The organism is Thiorhodococcus mannitoliphagus, from assembly GCF_010915725.1.
Classification (GTDB): Bacteria; Pseudomonadota; Gammaproteobacteria; order Chromatiales; family Chromatiaceae; genus Thiorhodococcus; species Thiorhodococcus mannitoliphagus.
The window spans coordinates 1-18,529 of sequence record NZ_JAAIJR010000005.1 but is presented as its reverse complement, the minus strand read 5'-3'; the positions used below and the strand labels follow the sequence as shown (position 1 = coordinate 18,529).

At 63.2% G+C, this 18,529-nt stretch carries 17 protein-coding genes; 9 read left to right on the top strand and 8 right to left on the bottom strand.

The window, feature by feature from the left end; genetic code table 11:
- Positions 1 to 6: 6 nt before the first annotated feature.
- The 3 genes from rfbB to G3480_RS02230 all read right to left on the bottom strand — a co-directional run bounded on the left by rfbB (position 7) and on the right by G3480_RS02230 (position 3,142).
- Positions 7 to 1,068, bottom strand: a complete 1,062-nt coding sequence (gene rfbB / locus G3480_RS02240) for a dTDP-glucose 4,6-dehydratase (RefSeq protein ID WP_164652043.1) — start codon at positions 1,066 to 1,068, stop codon at positions 7 to 9.
- Positions 1,069 to 1,110: 42 nt separating this feature from the next.
- Positions 1,111 to 1,626, bottom strand: a complete 516-nt coding sequence (gene ssb / locus G3480_RS02235; protein ID WP_164652042.1) for a single-stranded DNA-binding protein — start codon at positions 1,624 to 1,626, stop codon at positions 1,111 to 1,113.
- A 76-nt stretch (positions 1,627 to 1,702) separates the two neighbouring features.
- On the bottom strand, positions 1,703 to 3,142 hold the full coding sequence (locus tag G3480_RS02230; protein WP_164652041.1) for an MFS transporter: 1,440 nt from the start codon (positions 3,140 to 3,142) through the stop codon (positions 1,703 to 1,705).
- A gap of 109 nt (positions 3,143 to 3,251) precedes the next feature.
- Between G3480_RS02230 and uvrA the strand changes: the two genes are divergently transcribed.
- Both uvrA and G3480_RS02220 read left to right on the top strand, forming a co-directional pair.
- Positions 3,252 to 6,077 (top strand): excinuclease ABC subunit UvrA, encoded by a 2,826-nt coding sequence (gene uvrA, locus G3480_RS02225; protein ID WP_164652040.1) that lies wholly within the window; start codon positions 3,252 to 3,254, stop codon positions 6,075 to 6,077.
- 598 nt (positions 6,078 to 6,675) lie between these two features.
- Positions 6,676 to 8,037 (top strand): sensor domain-containing diguanylate cyclase, encoded by a 1,362-nt coding sequence (locus G3480_RS02220; protein WP_164652039.1) that lies wholly within the window; start codon positions 6,676 to 6,678, stop codon positions 8,035 to 8,037.
- Here G3480_RS02220 and G3480_RS02215 read toward each other — a convergent pair.
- Positions 8,026 to 11,019, bottom strand: coding sequence for a bifunctional diguanylate cyclase/phosphodiesterase (locus G3480_RS02215; RefSeq protein WP_206171454.1), 2,994 nt, complete (start codon positions 11,017 to 11,019; stop codon positions 8,026 to 8,028). The two genes, G3480_RS02220 and G3480_RS02215, sit on opposite strands and share 12 nt — an antisense overlap.
- Positions 11,020 to 11,499: 480 nt before the next feature.
- Between G3480_RS02215 and G3480_RS02210 the strand changes: the two genes are divergently transcribed.
- The 4 genes from G3480_RS02210 (at position 11,500) to G3480_RS02195 (ending at position 14,638) form a co-directional block, all read left to right on the top strand.
- Positions 11,500 to 11,946 (top strand): DUF805 domain-containing protein, encoded by a 447-nt coding sequence (locus G3480_RS02210; protein WP_164652038.1) that lies wholly within the window; start codon positions 11,500 to 11,502, stop codon positions 11,944 to 11,946.
- A 178-nt stretch (positions 11,947 to 12,124) separates the two neighbouring features.
- A complete protein-coding gene (locus G3480_RS02205) occupies positions 12,125 to 12,532 on the top strand; it encodes an SH3 domain-containing protein (protein ID WP_164652037.1) in 408 nt (135 codons plus the stop codon).
- Between the two features lie 74 nt (positions 12,533 to 12,606).
- Entirely contained in the window at positions 12,607 to 14,004 is a 1,398-nt protein-coding gene (locus G3480_RS02200) for a LutB/LldF family L-lactate oxidation iron-sulfur protein (protein WP_164652036.1), read from the top strand.
- Positions 13,997 to 14,638, top strand: a complete 642-nt coding sequence (locus G3480_RS02195) for a LutC/YkgG family protein (RefSeq protein ID WP_164652035.1) — start codon at positions 13,997 to 13,999, stop codon at positions 14,636 to 14,638. Before G3480_RS02200 ends, G3480_RS02195 begins: the two co-directional genes overlap by 8 nt.
- Here the strand turns inward: G3480_RS02195 and G3480_RS02190 are convergent.
- The 3 genes from G3480_RS02190 to G3480_RS02180 form a co-directional block, all read right to left on the bottom strand.
- Positions 14,593 to 15,531 (bottom strand): hypothetical protein, encoded by a 939-nt coding sequence (locus G3480_RS02190; RefSeq protein ID WP_164652034.1) that lies wholly within the window; start codon positions 15,529 to 15,531, stop codon positions 14,593 to 14,595. The genes G3480_RS02195 and G3480_RS02190 overlap by 46 nt on opposite strands.
- A 79-nt stretch (positions 15,532 to 15,610) precedes the next feature.
- Complete coding sequence (gene csx16 / locus G3480_RS02185) at positions 15,611 to 15,904, bottom strand: CRISPR-associated protein Csx16 (RefSeq protein WP_164652033.1); 294 nt, start codon at positions 15,902 to 15,904, stop codon at positions 15,611 to 15,613.
- A complete protein-coding gene (locus G3480_RS02180; RefSeq protein WP_164652032.1) occupies positions 15,901 to 16,269 on the bottom strand; it encodes a hypothetical protein in 369 nt (122 codons plus the stop codon). Before G3480_RS02180 ends, csx16 begins: the two co-directional genes overlap by 4 nt.
- 239 nt (positions 16,270 to 16,508) lie before the next feature.
- Between G3480_RS02180 and G3480_RS02175 the strand changes: the two genes are divergently transcribed.
- Both G3480_RS02175 and G3480_RS02170 read left to right on the top strand, forming a co-directional pair.
- Complete coding sequence (locus G3480_RS02175; protein WP_164652031.1) at positions 16,509 to 16,820, top strand: type II toxin-antitoxin system TacA family antitoxin; 312 nt, start codon at positions 16,509 to 16,511, stop codon at positions 16,818 to 16,820.
- Positions 16,789 to 17,262: a GNAT family N-acetyltransferase gene (locus G3480_RS02170; protein WP_164652030.1), complete on the top strand. Its 474-nt coding sequence runs from the start codon at positions 16,789 to 16,791 to the stop codon at positions 17,260 to 17,262. The genes G3480_RS02175 and G3480_RS02170 overlap by 32 nt, the downstream gene beginning before the upstream one ends.
- 56 nt (positions 17,263 to 17,318) lie before the next feature.
- On the opposite strand, the gene cmr6 is transcribed toward G3480_RS02170, so the two are convergent.
- The gene (cmr6, locus tag G3480_RS02165; protein ID WP_240905533.1) at positions 17,319 to 18,173 is read right to left on the bottom strand and encodes a type III-B CRISPR module RAMP protein Cmr6; all 855 of its coding nucleotides are present in this window, start codon (positions 18,171 to 18,173) and stop codon (positions 17,319 to 17,321) included.
- Between cmr6 and G3480_RS28180 the strand changes: the two genes are divergently transcribed.
- Positions 18,162 to 18,299 carry a hypothetical protein gene (locus G3480_RS28180; protein WP_240905532.1) on the top strand — a complete coding sequence of 46 codons (138 nt, stop codon included), beginning with the start codon at positions 18,162 to 18,164 and terminating at the stop codon, positions 18,297 to 18,299. The genes cmr6 and G3480_RS28180 overlap by 12 nt on opposite strands.
- Positions 18,300 to 18,529: the final 230 nt, after the last annotated feature.

The window sequence follows — 18,529 nt, the reverse complement described above, 5'->3', positions numbered from 1 at the left end:
ATCTCCTCAGTCGTCTGCGGCGCCGAGCCGCTCGCCGCGATAGCTGCCATCGGTCACACGCTGGCACCACTGCGGGCTCTCCAGATACCAAGTCACGGTGCGCCGCATCCCTGACTCGAAGGTCTCCTGCGGCTCCCAGCCGAGTTCGTGCTTGAGCTTGCTGGCGTCGATGGCATAACGGCGATCATGTCCGGGCCGATCAGGCACGAAGCGCTTGAGATTGACGTGCGGGCGATGCGGCGAGTCCGGCAGCAGCTCATCCAGAAGCCCACAGAGCGTATCCACAACCTCGAGGTTCGTGCGCTCGCTGTTGCCGCCGACGTTGTAGACCTCGCCTGGCCTGCCGGCCTCGAGCACCCGCCAGATCGCCCGGCAATGGTCGGTGACGAAGAGCCAGTCGCGGACGTTGGCGCCATCGCCGTAGATGGGTAAGGCCTCACCGCGCTGCGCCTTGAGGATCATCAGCGGGATGAGCTTTTCCGGAAACTGATAAGGGCCGTAGTTATTCGAGCAGTTGGTCGTCAGCACCGGCAGCCCGTAGGTGTGGAACCAGGCACGGACCAGATGGTCCGAGGCCGCCTTCGAGGCCGAGTAGGGCGAATTTGGGGCGTAGGCGCTGGTCTCGGTGAAGAGCCCAGTCGCCCCCAAGGATCCATAGACTTCATCGGTGGAGACATGGAGGAAGCGAAACGCCTCCCGCGCCTCGCCAGTGCGCTTGCTCCAATGCTCGCGGGCGCAGTCGAGCAGCGTGAAGGTCCCCACCACATTGGTCTGGATGAAGGCGCCAGGCCCATCGATGGAGCGATCGACGTGACTCTCGGCCGCGAAGTTGACGACGGCATCCACCTCGTACTCGGCGAGCAGCCGGCTAATCAAGGCATGATCGGCGATATCGCCTTGGACGAAGACATGGCGCGGGTTGTCGCGCAAGTCGGCCAAGGTGTCCAGGTTGCCGGCATAGGTCAGCGCATCCAGGTTGATCACCCGGACATCAGTCTCGTCCAAGATGTAGTGGACGAAGTTGCCGCCGATGAATCCAGCGCCGCCGGTGACGAGTATGGTGCGCATCGAGTCCTCTCGCGAATGAGTCCTTGGTCGGATGGGGGGTGATCAGAAGGGGATGTCGTCGTCGAAATCGCCGCCACCGCCACCGCCGTTGAAGCTCCCCTGAGACTCTCCCACGTTTCCAGCGGGCTGAGGCTGAGGCTGAGACGGCCGTCCGCTGCCCCGCGACGGCGGAGGGGCGTCATCAAAGGGCACCGAGGAGCCCATGCCCCCGCCCTGCCGGCTGTCGAGCATCTGCATGGTGCCATTGATGTCCACCACGACCTCGGTGCTATAGCGATCCTGTCCGTCTTGTGCCTGCCACTTGCGCGTGCGCAGCTTACCTTCGACGTAGATCTTGGAGCCCTTGCGCAGGTATTGCTTGACGACCTCCGCGATCCTGCCGAAAAAGACCACGTTGTGCCACTCAGTGCGCTCTTGTCGCTCACCGGTGTTGCGATCCTTCCAGGTCTCACTGGTCGCGATCCGCACATTGGCGACCGGATCACCGTTTTGCATGTACCGCACTTCCGGATCGGCGCCGAGATTGCCGATCAGGATGACCTTATTCACTCCCGCCATGTCTTCCTCCCGCCCCACTGCGTGCTGGGACGATCAATAGCTCACTGAAAACCCCTAGCCGCGCCCTGACTCAGCGTCAGGCATTGGCCGAAGAAAAGGTCCGCAATCTTGCCCAATCGAGCTGCCGGCTGTCCACCTTGAGGTAGGCCACACCGTCATCGAGCGCGATCACGGCCTCCTTGACGCCGGGGACGGCGAGCAGCCGTTGCTCGAGGCTGGAGGCGTCGAGTTCGGACGCGTCCCCAAGAGCGATCACCTGACGCGCTAGGTTCTCCGGCATGACCATGGTCATGACCAGACCCACCCAAACGACGGATGTCAGCGCGCCCACCAGATAGACGGCATCGGCGCCAAAGCTCTCATGCGCCCAGCCGCCCAGCAGCCCCCCCAAGAAGGCCCCAATGAACTGCGCGCTCGAGAACACGCCCATGGCCGTTCCCTTGGCGCCGGCCGCCGCGGCCTTGGAGACGAGGGAAGGCAAGACGGCCTCGAGCAAATTGAAGATGGTGAAGACCACCAGCAGCAAGATGCCGACGCCCCAGAGCGACTGATTCAGCACGAAGAAGCCGAGCATCGAGAGACCCAAGGCGATGACCGAGCCCATGAGCACCTGACGCACCTTGCCCTGCCGCTCCGCCATGATGATGAAGGGCACCATGGCGACGATCGCCAGCAGCACGGCCGGCAGATAGATCACCCAGTGATCGGCCAGCGGCAGCCCGGCGTCCTGGATGGAGAGCGGCAGCACGACGAAGAGACTGACCATGATCAGATGCAGCATAAAGATCGCGGAATCCAACCGCAGCAAGGTCGGATTCCGGGTCACGCTGGACAGCTGACTCAGCACCGGCTGCGCGTCACGATGGATGCGCGAGTGCTCCGGATCCGGCACCACGTAGGCGAGCACCAACATGCCGACGACGGCCAAGAGCGCGGTCAGCCAGAAGATGCCCGAGATCCCGATCCAGCGCGACAGGACCGGCCCAAGGACCAATGCCGCCGCGAAGGAGAGCGCAACACTGATCCCGATCGCCGCCATGCCCTTGGTGCGCACCTCGTCGCGCGTCAGGTCCGCCGTTAAGGCGATGATGGCCGCCGCGATGGCCCCGCTGCCCTGGATCACGCGCCCGAGAATGACCCAGTGGATGCTCTCTGCCATGGCCGCCACGCCGCTCCCGATCATAAAGAGCACCAGACCGCCATAGATGACGGGCTTACGCCCGATGCGGTCCGACAGCAGACCCAAGGGGATCTGGAAGATGGCCTGGGTCAGCCCGTAGGCGCCAATGGCCAATCCGACCAAGATCGGCGTCGCCCCCGGCAGGTCATGGGCGTAAATGGCCAGGACGGGCAGCACCATGAAGAGACCGAGCATGCGCGTCGAAAAGATCGCGGCGAGCCCGGCCGCCGCGCGGCGCTCGCTGGGCAGCAGCGGAGTGCGGGGAATCTCTGGAGCGGGAGTCTCTTTCTGGTTCACGGCAGACTGCCTTTGCGTCTTGAAGGCGAAGATTCGCATAATAGCAGCTTGATTCGAGCTGCAGCAGGGTCCGCACGGCGAGATCCCATGCCGCCCCGTCTTGGATCCAGCGCCACCCCGCCCCGAGCCACCCAACCCCGGCAGCACCATGGACACCATCCGCATCCGCGGCGCACGCACGCACAACCTCAAGGGCATCGACCTCGACCTGCCGCGCGACCGACTCATCGTCTTCACCGGCCTGTCCGGCTCCGGCAAGTCGTCGCTGGCCTTCGACACCATCTATGCCGAGGGCCAGCGCCGCTACGTCGAATCGCTCTCAGCCTACGCGCGGCAATTCCTCTCGGTCATGGAGAAGCCGGACGTCGACCACATCGAGGGGCTGTCCCCCGCCATTTCCATCGAGCAGAAGACCACCTCGCACAACCCGCGCTCGACGGTCGGCACCATCACCGAGATCTACGACTACCTGCGCCTGCTCTTCGCCCGCGTCGGCCAGCCGCGCTGCCCCACCCACGGCGAGCCGCTGGAGGCCCAGACCATCAGCCAGATGGTCGACCAAGTGCTGAATCAGCCAGAGGGCGACAAGCTGATGCTGCTCGCCCCGGTCGTCTCGGCGCGCAAGGGCGAGTATCAGCGCCTGCTCACCGAGCTGAACGCCCAAGGCTTCATCCGCGCGCGCATCGACGGGGTGCTGTGCGAGCTGGACGACCCGCCGGAGCTGGATCTCAAGAAGAAGCACGACATCGAGATCGTCATCGACCGCTTCCGGGTCCGCGAAGACCTGGCATTGCGTCTGGCCGAATCCTTCGAGACCGCACTCAACCTCTCCGGCGGCATCGCCCGCATCGGCTGGATGGACGAACCCGAGCGGGCCGAGCTGACCTTCTCGGCAAAGTTCGCCTGCCCCCTGTGCGGCCACAGCATCCCGGAACTCGAGCCGCGCATCTTCTCCTTCAACAACCCGGCCGGCGCCTGCCCCACCTGCGACGGACTCGGCATCGAGCAGTTCTTCGACAAGGCCAAGGTGGTCCTGCATCCCGAGCTAAGCCTGGCTGGGGGCGCTGTACGCGGTTGGGATCGGCGCAACGCCTACTACTTCCAGATGATTCGCTCGCTCGGGCAGCACTACGGGTTCGATCCCGAAACCCCCTGGAGCGAGCTGTCCGAGGAGGTCCGCGCCGTCGTCCTCTACGGCAGCGGCAAGGAGAAACTCAAACTGAAGCTGCCCCATGAGAAGGGCAGCGGCAAGTCCCGTCCCTTCGAGGGCATTATCCGCAACATGGAGCGCCGTTATCGCGAGACCGAGTCCACGACGGTCCGCGAGGAGCTGGCGCGTTACCTCTCCCACCAACCCTGCCCCGCCTGCCAGGGCTCACGTCTGAACGAGGCTGCGCGCAACGTCTTCGTCGGGGACTGCAATCTGCCGTCCGTCTCACGCATGCCTGTCGGCGAGTCGCTGCGCTATTTCGAGGCGCTCGAGCTGCCCGGCAAGCGCGGCGAAATCGGCGCCAAGGTCATCAAGGAGATCGCCACCCGGCTGCGCTTCCTGGTCGATGTCGGACTGGACTACCTCATGCTGGAGCGCAGCGCGGACACCCTCTCCGGCGGCGAGGCCCAGCGCATCCGGCTCGCGAGCCAGATCGGTGCCGGCCTGGTCGGCGTCATGTACATCCTGGACGAGCCATCCATCGGACTGCATCAGCGCGACAACGCCCGCCTCCTCAAGACGCTCACCCACCTGCGCGACATTGGCAACACGGTCATCGTCGTCGAGCACGACGAAGAAGCCATCCGCGCCGCCGACCTCGTGGTCGACCTCGGCCCAGGAGCCGGAGTGCATGGCGGCGAAATCGTCGCCCAAGGCAGCGCAGAGGAGGTCAAGGGCAATCCCAAGTCACTCACTGGACGCTACCTCTCGGGCGATCTGCGCATCGAGATCCCGGCTGCGCGCACCCCCATCGACCCAGAGCGTCAGCTGCGCCTGCTCGGCGCGCGCGGCAACAACCTGCGTGCCGTCGATGTCGCCATCCCGGTCGGCACCTTCTGTTGCATCACCGGCGTCTCGGGCTCGGGCAAGTCGACGCTCATCAACGACACCCTCTACCCGATCGCGGCGCGCCATCTCAATGGGGCCAGCTTACGGCCAGCCCCGCATGGCAGCGCCGAAGGGCTGGAGCACTTCGACAAGGTCGTCGACATCGACCAAAGCCCCATCGGCCGCACGCCCAGATCCAATCCCGCCACCTACACCGGACTCTTCAACCTGGTGCGCGACCTCTTCGCCGCCGTGCCCGAGGCGCGCTCACGCGGCTATACCTCCGGGCGCTTCAGCTTCAACGTCAAGGGCGGACGCTGCGAGGCCTGCAAGGGGGATGGACTCATCCGAGTAGAGATGCACTTCCTGCCGGACATCTATGTCCAGTGCGACACCTGCAAGGGCCGCCGTTACAACCGCGAAACGCTGGAGATCCGTTACAAGGGCAAGACCATCGACGAGGTGCTCAACCTCACGGTCGAAGACGCCCTCGAACTCTTCGCGCCCGTACCAGCAATCAAGCGCAAGCTCCAGACCCTGGTCGACGTCGGGCTCGCCTACGTCACCCTCGGTCAAAGCGCCACCACCCTCTCCGGCGGCGAGGCCCAGCGGGTGAAGCTCAGCCGCGAGCTGAGCAAGCGCGACACCGGCCGGACCCTATACATCCTCGACGAGCCAACCACAGGCCTGCACTTCCACGACGTCAAGCATCTGCTCGACATCCTCCACCGCTTCCGCGACCAGGGAAACACCGTGGTCGTCATCGAGCACAACCTCGACGTCATCAAGACCGCCGACTGGATCATCGACCTCGGCCCCGAAGGCGGCGACAAGGGCGGAGAGGTCGTCGCCATTGGCACCCCCGAAACGGTCGCCGCCAACCAGAGGTCCCACACGGGAGCCTTCATCCAGCCCCTGCTCCTGCGCGGCTGGTAATGGCCTGTTCGGGAGCAAGGACATCGACGCCTTTCAGACGTCCAGCATGCCGGGAGACTTAGAGACAACCACTCAATCAAGACCCGCCCATCGGCAACGACCCCTGAGAGGCTGTTTGGAAATCATCGCCCTTGGTCCTGCGGCTGGGCGAATGAATTCGCCCCTTGGACAGGTTTTTCGAGACAGCTTCTGAAACAAGCGACCTCATCAGGCCGGACTGACCGCTCTTCCTGCAGGAGAGCAGCGTCTCGCACTGAGGCGATTGCTGCCAAAGCTCGTCCGCGCTGACTTGTCTCGAGGCCCGCCTGCGGTGTCGCACCGGCGGTCACAGAGCCCGGCGACGCTCCCGCCGTTGACACTTGAAGGCAAAGCTCGATCCGGCGCCAGCTGCGATGAGATTTTCCAGCAATCGCCTGAAGCCCTGAGCGGCAGACCCATTGCGCCCAAGGAACACACTGTTAGAATGTGGGCAAGCGAGGGCAGTCAATTCGCATTGTCTCTTCCGTCCGGGGAAAGCAAAGGGAGGGAGTTCTCAAGCATTGGACGGACTCAAGTCGTCGTTCAACTTAAGAGATGTGCTCAATTCGCACCCCATTCGATGCCCCCTCAGATTCCTCCCAGCCCTCACGGCCATGCCGGCCACAGAGGCATCCTCGAGAATTCCCCGCTACCCGGGAGCGCGACCAGTGTCAGCCTCAAGCTGATCTCGATCATCTCGCTCTGGCTGCTGATCGTCGCTGCGTCGCTAGGCTGGAACCTCGAGCAGGCCGAACGTCATCGTGAGCGCCTGGCCTTGGAGGCCGCCCGATCCTTCTTCCAACTGCTGGTTCTGACCCGGCGCTGGAACGCAGAGCACGGCGGGGTCTATGTCCCGGTTACGGAGCAGACGCAACCGAATCCCTATCTGAAAGACCCAGATCGCGACATTCAGATCACGAACGACTTGACCCTGACCAAGGTCAACCCGGCTTACATGACGCGTCAGCTCTCCGAACTGGCGCAGAAAAACGCCGGGGCGCAGTTCCACATCACCAGCCTCAACCCCATCCGACCCAGCAATGCCGCCCTACCCTGGGAAGCCGATGCCTTGCGCGCCTTCGAGCGTGGGACCAAAGAGTTCGGTCAGGTCTTTCGGGGCGACGATCAATGGGGCTATCGTTATATGGCGCCGCTGGTCACCGAGAAGCCTTGCCTGAAGTGCCATGCCGACCAGGGATACCGCGAGGGCGACATCCGCGGCGGCATCAGCGTGACGCTTCCGCGCCTGACGTCGCCAAACTCCTGGGCGCTCATCGGCAGTCATATCGGCATCGCCCTCTGTGGCACCCTGCTCATCCTCGTCATGGGACGGCTGCTCATCCGCGCCTATGACGGACTGCGGCGCCAAGCGGTGTTCGACGCCCTAACCAGAATCCCGAACAGGCGTTTCTTCATCGAGCAACTGGTGCATGAGATGCGCCGGGGGCGCCGTGAGCACTTGCCCCTCGCGCTCCTGATCTGTGACATCGACTATTTCAAAGGCTACAACGATACCTTCGGCCATCAAGCCGGCGACGTCTGTCTGCAGAGGGTCGCGGAGCTGCTGCAGGGATGCCTCAGGCGCGGCGGTGATTTCTGCGCACGCTATGGCGGCGAGGAGTTCGTGGTCATCTTGCCCAGCACCGAACTCTCAGGCGCCGCCCGGATCGGTGAGCAGATCCGGAGCGCATTGGTCGAGCTTGGCATTCCGCATCCCGTTTCGCCCCACCGCGTCATCACCCTGAGCATCGGCGTCGCATGCGACAGGGCCGGTGAGCAGGATCACGAAGCGCTCATTCGCGACGCGGACGAGGCGCTCTATCGCGCCAAGGAGCAAGGCCGCAACCGTGTCGAGATCCAAGCAACGCCCCTGACCAAGCACAAGGGGCAGCCGTCTGCTGCGGCCATCCAAGGTGATCTCTCTCATCCGTCAGAGCCGTGATCCGCATGGCGTCGTTTGACCCGCGTCTTCTCTCTGCTCAGCTGAGGCAGCCCATTCCTCGATCGGCCTGGGTCGCCCAAGCAGATAGCCCTGAAAGACATGACAGCCGTTCTCGCACAGGAAGCGCCGCTGTTCCTCGGTCTCCACCCCCTCGGCGATGACCTCCAGCCCCAATGACTGGCTCATGGCGAGGATGGCCCGGACGATGGCGGCGTCGCTCGGATCCGTGGCGATGTCGCGCACGAACGACTTGTCGATCTTCAACTGATCCAGTGGCAGCAGCTTGAGATAGGAGAGTGAGGAATAGCCGGTACCGAAGTCATCCATCGAAAAGCTCACCCCCAGTGCCTTGAGCTGATTCATGCGGCTGACGACCTGCTCGGCATTCTCCAAGACCACGCTCTCGGTCAGCTCCAGCTTGAGCCGTCGCGGGTTGGCCCCGGATCGCTCCAGGCTGGCCTGGACCTGCGCGACGAAATCGGGCTGATGGAATTGCCGCGCGCTGACATTGACCGCCATGCGCAGGGAGCGGGTCCGCTCATCGGACTCCCACGCCTTGAGCTGAGCGCAGGCCGTGTCCATCACCCATTGGCCGATCGGCAGGATGAGCCCGGTCTCCTCGGCCAGCGGAATGAACTCCATGGGTGACACCAGGCCCCGGTCCGGTCGGCGCCAGCGCAACAGGGCCTCGGCGCCGAAACAGTGGCCATGCTGGTCGATCTGCGGCTGATAGAAGAGCTGCAATTCGCCCTTGAGCAGAGCTTGGCGCAGCGCGCTCTCTAGCGCCATGCGCGACTCGATGGCCTTCTGCATGGTCGGGTTGAAGAATCGCGCCGTGTTGCGTCCGGCGTCCTTGGCCTGATAGAGCGCCACGTCCGCTTGCTTGAGCAGCACCTCGATCGAGGTCTCGTGACCGCGAAAGAGGGTCAGACCAATGCTGGGCGTGCAGTAATAGGCCGGCTCGGCGGAGGTGAGCGCATGGGGGGCGTTGAGGGCGAGACGTATCTTCTCCATGGCCATCTCGGTCGCGTTGGCCGCCGTCTGCTCATTCGTTCCCAGGTTTTCCAGCATGACGACATATTCGTCGCCTCCCAGGCGGCTGACCGTGTCGTCCTCGCGGAGACTGGCCGTCATGCGTTGCGCGACCTCGATCAGCAGGCGGTCGCCGATATCGTGGCCCTGTGTATCGTTGATGGTCTTGAAGTGATCCAGATCGAGCATCATCAAGGCGCCGTACTGGCGGCTGCGATGACTGGCGATCAGCGCGTGCTCCAGCCGATCGAGCAGCAGGCGCCGGTTGGGCAGGCCGGTCAATGGATCGAAATAGGCAAGATTGCGGATCCGCTCCTCGGATTCCTTGCGCGTAGTAATGTCCTGAGCCGTGAAGGTCACGCCCTTGTCGAGATCGGCGGGATCGATTGGCGACGAACACAGGATGACGTTGAGCACTGATCCATCCTTGCGTTGCCAGCGGGTTTCCACGGTTCCGATGCCCTGCTCTCGGATCTGGACATATTTCTCGTGCCCGACGGACTCGAATTCCGCGTCAGACGGATAGAGCAGGCGTGAGGATTGGCCGATCAACTCCTCTTGGCTGTAGCCCGTCATACGCAGCAGGGTCTCGTTGACCTCGATGAAGAGACGCCTGACCACCACACCAATACCCACGGGCGCGGCGCGCAGGATACTGTTGGCTCGCGCCTCGCTGTCGCGCAGGGCCTCTTCCGCCCGCTTCTTGTCGGTGATGTCGCGGGTGATGGAGAAAATGCAGGGCTCGCCATCCAGTGTGATCAGATGGGCCGAGATGAGCGCGGTGGCGATCTCGCCGTTCTTTCTGCGGAAACGGGCCTCCAGATTTTCGCGGTAGCCATGGCGCGCGAGCGCATCCACGAGCCGCCTGCGAGCGGCTAGGTCGTGCCAGATCCCGAGGTCGCGCGCTCTCTTGCCGATCACCTCGTCGCGGCTCCAGCCGGTCAAGCGCTCGAAGCCCTCATTGACATCCAAATAGCGTCCGTCAGCGAGTCGATTGATGTTGATCGAATCCGGGCTGGTGTGAAAGGCCAGTCGATAGCGCACCTCGCTATCGGCGAGTTTGCGTTCCGCCCAACAACGATCGGTGATATCTTCGCCGGCGCTGAGGCTACCGATCACCCGCCCCTGGGTATCTCGGATACTGTTGTTGTGCCAAGCAATCAGGCGCTCCTCGCCCGAGCGGGTCCGGATCGGGTTCTCGAGATATTCCGCGCCAGCCATGTCCTCGATCATGATCTTGCGGTGGATATTGCGAATTTCCGCCACATCGATGTCGCTGGGGAGGCAGGTCGAGAACCAGTCCTCGCCGATCAATTCCGCTTCCTGATAGCCCAACAACTGGCGCCCCTTGCGGTTGATCAAGGTGATGCGGCCCTCGACATCCAGGGCGAGGATGATGGCCTCCACCGTCTGCAGGATGTTGTGGATGGTGTCGCGCTCGTGCCGGAGCTTGTCCATGGCCTCGCGCTGCTCGAACTCGGCGCCCGCACGAGCGGCCAGGATGCGCAGGTTGGCATGGACCAGATCCGTGTCGGTCAGCGGCGCGCGGGTGATCCCGACGATGAGGCCCAGCACCTCGCCCGCCGAGTCGAGGATGGGCTCGCCGATGTAGCCCTTGGCGCCGAGCCGCTTCAAATCCTCGTCCCTGGGGTATTGAGCATCGACCTCGGATTCAATAATACAATGGCCCGTGCTCAGCACCTGTTCGCAGGGGGTGAATGCGAGGTCGTAGGACCAGTTGGGGACCGGCTGCCCATCGCGCCAGGCGGCCCGGGTCGCGACACTGCGTTGCCCCGGAATCAGTTGGGCGACATGGACATGGTCGAGCCCCAGTGTCTCGGCGGCATGACGCACGACCGCCTCGCAGAAGCGCCCGCGGTTCGGAGCAGCAACGAAATTCGCCGTCGCCGTCAAGGTGGATTCAAACTGCCGACGCTCGTTCACGTCCATCACTCGAGCCATATCCATGACAAAACAGGGGCATGTGACCCCTGAGTATCCCTGTCATCAAGGACGAAAGTCCAGTTTCAACCAAAGGATTCGCCGGCGGCCCGACAAAGCGCACCAGGTCTCAGGGACGGGGAACGTCTTGATCGCCAGGAACTTCGCCCGGCATCGCCTAGAATCTCTCCATTACAGCCATCGCATCTCCGCGCACATCCAACGCGATCAGCAAGGGCTGGGCGTCAATCTTCTCCCGACCGAGCAAGCGACGGCCGCGCCAGCTGTGACGTGCCACCAAGAGGGAATCCTGATCACGCCCTCAAGCGCTGCCCTGACGGCCAAGAGGCTAGAAGCATGCCGCGCCATCGGAGATGATGCTTGCTTTGTGTGACAGGACACTCAACTTCCCCTCGGTTGGTATCCGCGCAAATCCGCGACAGCCTGCGCCCCGAGACCCAAGTGCCCGGCGCTGTATCAGGAGACATCATGCTGAAGACACTCTATGGTGAGATCATGACTGGCCGACTCAAACGTCTGCCCTACCTCGGCTACAACCTGCTTGTCATGCTCCTTTTCGTCCTGATCGGCTTCGGCATCAGCACATCGATCGGCTTAGCCGAGCGCATGGCGAACGGGGAGATCCCAGATCTACAAGCCCTGATCTGGGACGAGCTGGGAGTCATTGGCGTCCTTCTCATCGGCGTCGCGCTCACCGCGCTCGCCCTAGCGCAGATCAACATTGCAGTAAAACGCATTCGAGACATCGGCCTTCCTGGCTGGTGGCTCCTGCTGACCATCGCCGTGCTGGGTGTCTTTGCATCCATCATCGGCGGCAGCCCGCTCGCGAGCGGTGTCAATCTGCTGATCTTCCTGTCTTTGCTGATTCTGCCCACAGACTCATTCGGCAAGTACGAGGGGGAAGCTCCGCCATGAGTCGACGCCTAGAAAGCGTCCATCAACAACTTCCCCCCTTTCGCAAAGGGGGGCTAGGGGGGATTTCGGGCGACATCGCTCGCATCGGGCAACAATTGGTGGACACTTGCCTACCTCATAGGAGGCGCGGCAGCCCTGATGTAGCCATAGGTCGGAAGGACTTCGGGCCGAGGTAACCATGAAACCAGGCTCCTACCAATCACCCCGGCGAGCACTGACCGGTTGTCCACCACTGCTCGCACTGAGTTTCCTGCTGCAGGTCGCGGCTTCGCAGGTGCTGGCCGAGGCGGACGGCCCGGATTTCTTCGGCGTCACAGGTGTCGCGACACAGGATGTCCTCAACATGCGCGCCGGACAGAGCGCGCGCGCAGAGAAGGTCGGAGAGATCCCGCCAGACGGGCAGTGCGTGCGCAACCTCGGCTGTCGCGGCGGTCTGACCTTTCAGGAATACAGCACCTTGAGTGCCGCCCAGCGCACCGCGCGGCTCAAAGCGCATCCACGCTGGTGCAAGGTCGAGTATCAGGGCGTCACAGGCTGGGTCGCGGGCCGATACCTCATGGAAGGCACCTGTAACGAGCAGCCTTAGATGTGGTCTTTGCCGATCAGTCCCTGCGTATCCCCCTCAACGAAGCGTCGCCAACAAATGTCGGGGAGGTTGACATGACGACTGAGCTGCGGGTCCGCGCGGCCCAAGCACTCGGCCGAGATCGGGTGCGCGCCAATATCCGGCGCGCCATGGACGGTCTCATCGATAAACGGCGCGCCGCCTTTCCCGACACCGAGGAGTTGGAGCGGCTGCGCGACCAGGGCAAGGCGATTCGCGACCATGCGCTCGCAAAGCTTCCTGCCCTGCTGGAGCAGCTCGAGCAAAACTGCACGGCCAACGGCATCCGGGTGCATTGGGCACAAGACGCCGACGCAGCGAACGGCATCATCCTCGACATCATCCGCCGACATGGCGGCACGGCGATCATCAAGGGCAAGTCCATGGTCTCGGAAGAGATCGGACTCAATCGCTTTCTGGAGGAAAAGGGTGTCGAGCCCATCGAGACCGACCTCGGCGAACTCATCATCCAGCTTGCCCAGGAGCACCCTTCCCACATTGTCGCCCCAGCCGTGCACAAGGACAGACGCGAGATCGCCGAGCTCTTCAACCGGCACTATCCGGATGAGCCCTATAGCGAGGACATCGAGCGCCTCACCGCAATGGCGCGGCGCGTCATGCGGGAGCGCTTCAAGGCCACCAAGATCGGACTCTCCGGTGTCAATTTCGCGGTCGCCGAGACGGGCACGCTCTGCCTGATCGAGAACGAGGGCAACGGCCGTCTCAGCACCACGGCGCCGGACGTCCACATCGCCGTCACCGGCATCGAGAAGGTCGTCGCCCGTCTCGAGCATCTGGCGCCCTTGCTCACCCTGCTGACACGCAGCGCCACCGGACAGCCGATCACGACCTATGTGAACATGATCAGCGGCCCGCGCAAGCCAGAGGAGCTGGATGGCCCGCATGAGGTTCACCTGGTCCTGCTCGACAATGGCCGCTCGCGCATCCACGCCGATCCCGAACTGCGCGCCACCTTGCGCTGCATTCGCTGCGCGGCCTGCATGAACCACTGCCCCGTCTATGTCCGCATCGGCGGACATGGCTACGGCACCGTCTACCCCGGCCCGATCGGCGCGATCTTGGAGCCCCAGCTCCAAGGCTTGGCACGTCAGGGCGAACTCGCGCAGGCATCCACACTTTGCGGCGCCTGCGCGGCCGTCTGCCCGGTCCGCATTCCCATCCCACAGCTCTTGAATCGACTGCGATTCGAGCAGGCACAAGCCGGGCGCAAGGACGCCGGCGCTGGGGCCTGGATGGAGCGGCACCTCTGGCGACTTTGGGCCTGGATCTACGCGAGTCCAGCACGCTATGAGCGCTTCATGGGTTTAGTGACCAGTCTCGGATGGCTCGCCAAGATCTCGGTCGGACCCTGGGCACGCACGCGCACCGCACCGCGCATCGCCAAACGCTCCCTTCACGACTTGGCACGCGAGGAGGGGCTGAGCAATGACTAACACAAGGGAACAGATGCTCGCGCGGCTGCGCACAAATCCTCTAGGTGAGGTGCCGGCACCCGAGCTTGAGGTCAGACGCTTCGCCTGGTCGCTTGATGAGGCCGTAGAAAAATTCGAACTAATGCTGAAGGCCGTCCGGGCCGAGGTGTACCACGTCGGTCACGACTGGCCATGCCTCCTGGCCGAGCAGCTGACCCAAGCGGGCGCCCGCAACCTCTACTACGGCCCGGAAGGGCCGCTCAGCCAAAGGCTGACCAGAGGCTGGCCAGAGACAGGCCCACAGCTGGCGGCCCTCGATCGGCCGATCGAGGAAACCCGTGAGACCCTGTTCGATCAGGCCGATGCTGGATTCACGAGCTGCGTCGCCGGCATTGCGGAAACCGGATCCTTGGTGCTCTGGCCCACACCCGCCGAGCCCCGGCTGCTGTCGCTCGTCCCGCCAATCCACTGCGTCTTGATCGAACGGGATCAGATCCGATCCACCCTGCATGAACTCATCGTGCAGGAGTCTTGGTGCAAAGGCATGCCGACCAATGCCCTCTTGATCTCGGGCCCGTCCAAGTCAGCCGATATCGAGCAGACCCTCGCCTACGGTGTCCACGGACCAGAGCGATTGCTCGTCCTCATCCAATAGGCGAGGGCCGTACCCCAGATCGAACCAACCGCTCCGATGATCCTCAAGAGAATTTCCCGGTGGTTGCGTGAGGCGTTGATGATCGAACCGTCCAGTCGGTTGAGTCGACACCAGGCATCGCCGGTCTCCAGACCAGGAAAGGCGCCGGCCCGGTCCATGTTGGCGAAGTTGATCCCGGTGCCGCGCAGATTGGGATAGAGGGTGACGCCGCGCACACCACAGAGCGGACAGTCGGCGGGGCCGTGCTCGCGCGCCTCACCCGTCACGTATTTGATCGATGCCAGTGCCTGGGCCAGATAGGTCTGATACTCGGGCCGATCGCCCGGCCAGCGGCCCTCGGCATCCACGACGCTGAGAAACACGGTTTCCTTTTCTGGAATCAGCCGGATGGCGGCGGCGAGGATGTGCGGATCGGCTTCCTCGCCGATCGGATAGACCGCATCGCCATAGCGCAACGCGGTCCCCTCGAACAGGATCGCGCAGGTTTCCCGAAAATAGTCACGCCAGACGGCATCCGCCTTGGCCTGGGCGCTGAATTCCTTGGCCGTGGTGTTCTGGATCTTCAGGCTTGGCCCGCACGGCGGATTGTCCTTCGGCTTGCTGGTGCGCTTGAAGACGGGACCCAAGGCGGGTGACTGGGCGCCGCTAGGCTTGTTGAACGGCAGTCGAAGGCGCTTGGCCTCATCGAGATCCTCGACCCACATCTTGACCATGCCCGGTTGATCCGCAACGGCTTGTAGCAGATAGACGCGCGCAACTTTCTCAGCGGCCTCGACGAGAAGTAGGGCAAGTTGCTCGCCATGTCGCGCCCGGATCTCGGGCAAGCCAAGCGCGGTTTCTCCGCAGCGGCGATTCAGTTCCAGTAACGCCAGTTCCCGCATTGCTCCGAACATGCGTATTTCCTCCCGTTCGAATCCGTGGAAGGTATTACACCCGAATGGGCGAAGCGTGTGCGTTTTCGCAAGCTTGCGATCAACCCATGCGCCGCACCTGGTATTCCTCGACCCGAGCCCCGCAGGCCCGCATCTGCTCGGCGCTCAATTCCTGCCCGCGCAGCGCGGGCGGCAAATCGAGCGAGAGGTGCAGATAGCGACCACCGCGCGCGCAGACCGTCGCGGCCAGGTTCACTGGCAGCGAGCCGATCAGGGTGTCGCCCGGCTGGATGATCGCCGGATCGAGGTGCTCGAGCACCTGATCGACCGTAATGCCCTCCTCGCCCGCCCAGTCGCGGGCGCCGGGATGGCGGGTGACGAAGTAGAGGCTCATGCCGACGTGAGCGACGCGCGAAGCAGCAAACCGCTCGCGCTAAGCACGCCCGCCTCGATCAGGCACGCGCGCAGCGCCGACCAGTCGAGTTCGGAGAGCTTGCGCCGCCCGTTGGGCTTGGTGCCCGCGCAGTTGGGCTTGCAGCGCACACGCGCCGAAGGATGGAGCGACGGATTCGCCAGCAGCTCGACGAGCTGTTCGAAAGAGAGATGGTGCTTGTCGTTGGACTTGCCGTTGAGCGAGACGTCGAAGTATTGCCCTTTGACGAGGTAGGGATGCGGGATCTGCCCCTGCATCGGGTTGTAGGCGGCGGTCACGGAGGTCAGACAGTTGTGCTCGTTGATAACATCGCGCACGTTCAGCATGGATGCGTCTCCTTGCAATCGAGTGATGGGCGGCCGGTCTCCTCAGAGGCCGGGGCCTGGGGAGAACCTGTGCTCCCCGTGGCTGGACGTATTGAACAGGCGATTGGCTTTGCGGTCAGGATTCGCAAGCTTGCGAGCTTCGAGACACCGATCGGCTTCACAGGCTTGCCTGAGTCGTGGCGCCATTTTGGCGCCAGTGCTATTGTTCTCTCCATACTGGTCAAACAGGGTCCTTCCCCATGATTTCCCACGAGCCAAAGCGACAATCGCGCATTGGCGCGCGCGTGCCGCCCGAGGTCTTGCGCACACTGCATCAGGCGGCCGATCTCACCGGGGCAACGCTCAATCAATTCCTCGTGCAGGCCGCGCTCAAAGAGGCCCGATCCGTCATCGAGCGCGAGCAACGGCTGCAACTGTCCCGCCGCGATGCCGAGCGTTTGCTGGAACTGCTGGAGAATCCACCGCCACCCAATCAGGCGCTCACCGACGCTCAGACGCGTTATCAAGGACTGAAACGTGATGCTGATTCAGCCTTTGACTGGCAGCCATGACCGACGCGCCTTCGACTGCGGGCGGGTCGAACTCAATGACTGGCTGGCCAAGGTTGCGCGCCAACATCAGAACAAGGGCTTGTCCAAGACCTTTGTGGCCGTTCAGGAGCAGGCCCCCTCGGCGATCCTGGGCTATTACGCCCTGACGCTCACCGAAGTCGATACCGCTGTCTTGCCTGAAAGCCATTCCAAACGGTTGCCACGCATCATTCCGGGCGTCCGGCTCGGGCGTTTGGTCGTAGATCGTCAGCATCAGGCCAAGGGTCTCGGAGAGCTGTTGTTGATGAACGCGATCGAGCGCGTCCATGCCATCCGCGCCCATGCGGGCGTGGTCGGACTCTTCATTGATGCCATCGATGACCAGGCCGCCGGGTTCTATCGGCGCTATGGCGCCCTTCCATTTCTCGATGATCCCTTGAAATTGTTCCTGCCGGTCGGTTGAGCACAGCCCTGGGTTTCGGGTTTCGCTGCGTCTGGAGAGACGCACGCAAGCTTTCATCAACCCTTGAGCCACTGCAGCACGAGCAAAGTGTTCTGATAGTCGCGATCCTTCTCGGGTTTCTTGGCCTGGGATTGCGGTTTCCATTGTCCCTTCGTCCCCTTCATCCGATTTTCCAGCCAACGTGCGACTTGCTGTTTCTCTACGCCTTGCCAGCGACCGCTCTTCACTTGGCCGATCAGATAGACGATTTCGCTCTGGTTCTTGTCTGGGCGTGCGTCGATCAAGTCGAGCAATGAACGCTCGAACGGATCGAGCCGTTCACGCTCGGCCAGGCGTTCAGCCTCTCGACGCCTGGTCTCACCGGCCTCCCTTTGCTTCTGCTCGCGCTGTTTTTGATCCTTGTACAACTGGCGAGTACCGGATTCATCCTCTTGCATCTGTCCATAGCCGACCGCCGTTTTGGACCCAGCACCGAGCCAGTCCAGCGCCTGTTTCAGCGCCTTGAAGACAGCATCGAGTTCCTCCTTGGGGCAATCCCGATGACGCGGTGCGATCCCGAACAGCAGTTGGGGCTTGCTGGCGACTAGGAAGGGCACCGGCACCGGGGCATGCCAGTCGGCGGGAACCTTGTCCGGCTCATGGCGCCAGTCCTGGATCTCACCGCCTTGCTCGTACCACTTGCCCATGTGTGGTGTCATCACATCGGCGCGCAGGTTGACCGGTGCGATGGGTAGGGCATCGAAGAAGAGGAAGGCGCCGGCCTGATCGAGACTGCCGAACCAGGTTACGAGCCGTTGCTGACGCTGCTCGTCGTCGAGTGAGTCGTCCCAGACCTCGACCCAGGCGCGCACCAATCCCTTGACCGCGCTGCCGGCCAGGTAGGGCACCCCGAGGGTGTGATGCCAGGCCAGGCCGTTCTCGACCGGATGCGGCAGACCGAGTCCGGTGGCGAAATGCCAGTCGGCTCGGAAGACGCCGCCACGGCCGCTGAGTGCAGTGACGAGCGCGAGCTGGCGTTGGACGGCCTCTTCCAGTGACGGCCCGTCCCCGGCACGTTTGGCGTTGCTCTTGACCCATTGGGCCTTGCCCTCGGCTGGAACCTGCCATTGATCGTCAGCAATTCCCGCTGAAAATTTTTTCTCTTGAGCGACAATGGGTTGGAGCAGCCTGAAAAAAGTGCTTCGTAAACCTTTGGCGCCGACTCGGTAGACTGGCCGGCATCATTTCAGTGTCGGATTGAGAGGGCGGTGCTGATGAGCGCTCCGTT

Bases quoted from the DNA above. Each gene is read 5' to 3' on its own strand.
- rfbB (WP_164652043.1), bottom strand. From the start codon at position 1,068: ATGCGCACCATACTCGTCACCGGCGGCGCTGGATTCATCGGCGGCAAC.
- ssb (WP_164652042.1), bottom strand. From the start codon at position 1,626: ATGGCGGGAGTGAATAAGGTCATCCTGATCGGCAATCTCGGCGCCGAT.
- G3480_RS02230 (WP_164652041.1), bottom strand. From the start codon at position 3,142: ATGCGAATCTTCGCCTTCAAGACGCAAAGGCAGTCTGCCGTGAACCAG.
- uvrA (WP_164652040.1), top strand. From the start codon at position 3,252: ATGGACACCATCCGCATCCGCGGCGCACGCACGCACAACCTCAAGGGC.
- G3480_RS02220 (WP_164652039.1), top strand. From the start codon at position 6,676: ATGCCCCCTCAGATTCCTCCCAGCCCTCACGGCCATGCCGGCCACAGA.
- G3480_RS02215 (WP_206171454.1), bottom strand. From the start codon at position 11,019: ATGGACGTGAACGAGCGTCGGCAGTTTGAATCCACCTTGACGGCGACG.
- G3480_RS02210 (WP_164652038.1), top strand. From the start codon at position 11,500: ATGCTGAAGACACTCTATGGTGAGATCATGACTGGCCGACTCAAACGT.
- G3480_RS02205 (WP_164652037.1), top strand. From the start codon at position 12,125: ATGAAACCAGGCTCCTACCAATCACCCCGGCGAGCACTGACCGGTTGT.
- G3480_RS02200 (WP_164652036.1), top strand. From the start codon at position 12,607: ATGACGACTGAGCTGCGGGTCCGCGCGGCCCAAGCACTCGGCCGAGAT.
- G3480_RS02195 (WP_164652035.1), top strand. From the start codon at position 13,997: ATGACTAACACAAGGGAACAGATGCTCGCGCGGCTGCGCACAAATCCT.
- G3480_RS02190 (WP_164652034.1), bottom strand. From the start codon at position 15,531: ATGTTCGGAGCAATGCGGGAACTGGCGTTACTGGAACTGAATCGCCGC.
- csx16 (WP_164652033.1), bottom strand. From the start codon at position 15,904: ATGAGCCTCTACTTCGTCACCCGCCATCCCGGCGCCCGCGACTGGGCG.
- G3480_RS02180 (WP_164652032.1), bottom strand. From the start codon at position 16,269: ATGCTGAACGTGCGCGATGTTATCAACGAGCACAACTGTCTGACCTCC.
- G3480_RS02175 (WP_164652031.1), top strand. From the start codon at position 16,509: ATGATTTCCCACGAGCCAAAGCGACAATCGCGCATTGGCGCGCGCGTG.
- G3480_RS02170 (WP_164652030.1), top strand. From the start codon at position 16,789: ATGCTGATTCAGCCTTTGACTGGCAGCCATGACCGACGCGCCTTCGAC.
- G3480_RS28180 (WP_240905532.1), top strand. From the start codon at position 18,162: ATGCCAGGCCAGGCCGTTCTCGACCGGATGCGGCAGACCGAGTCCGGT.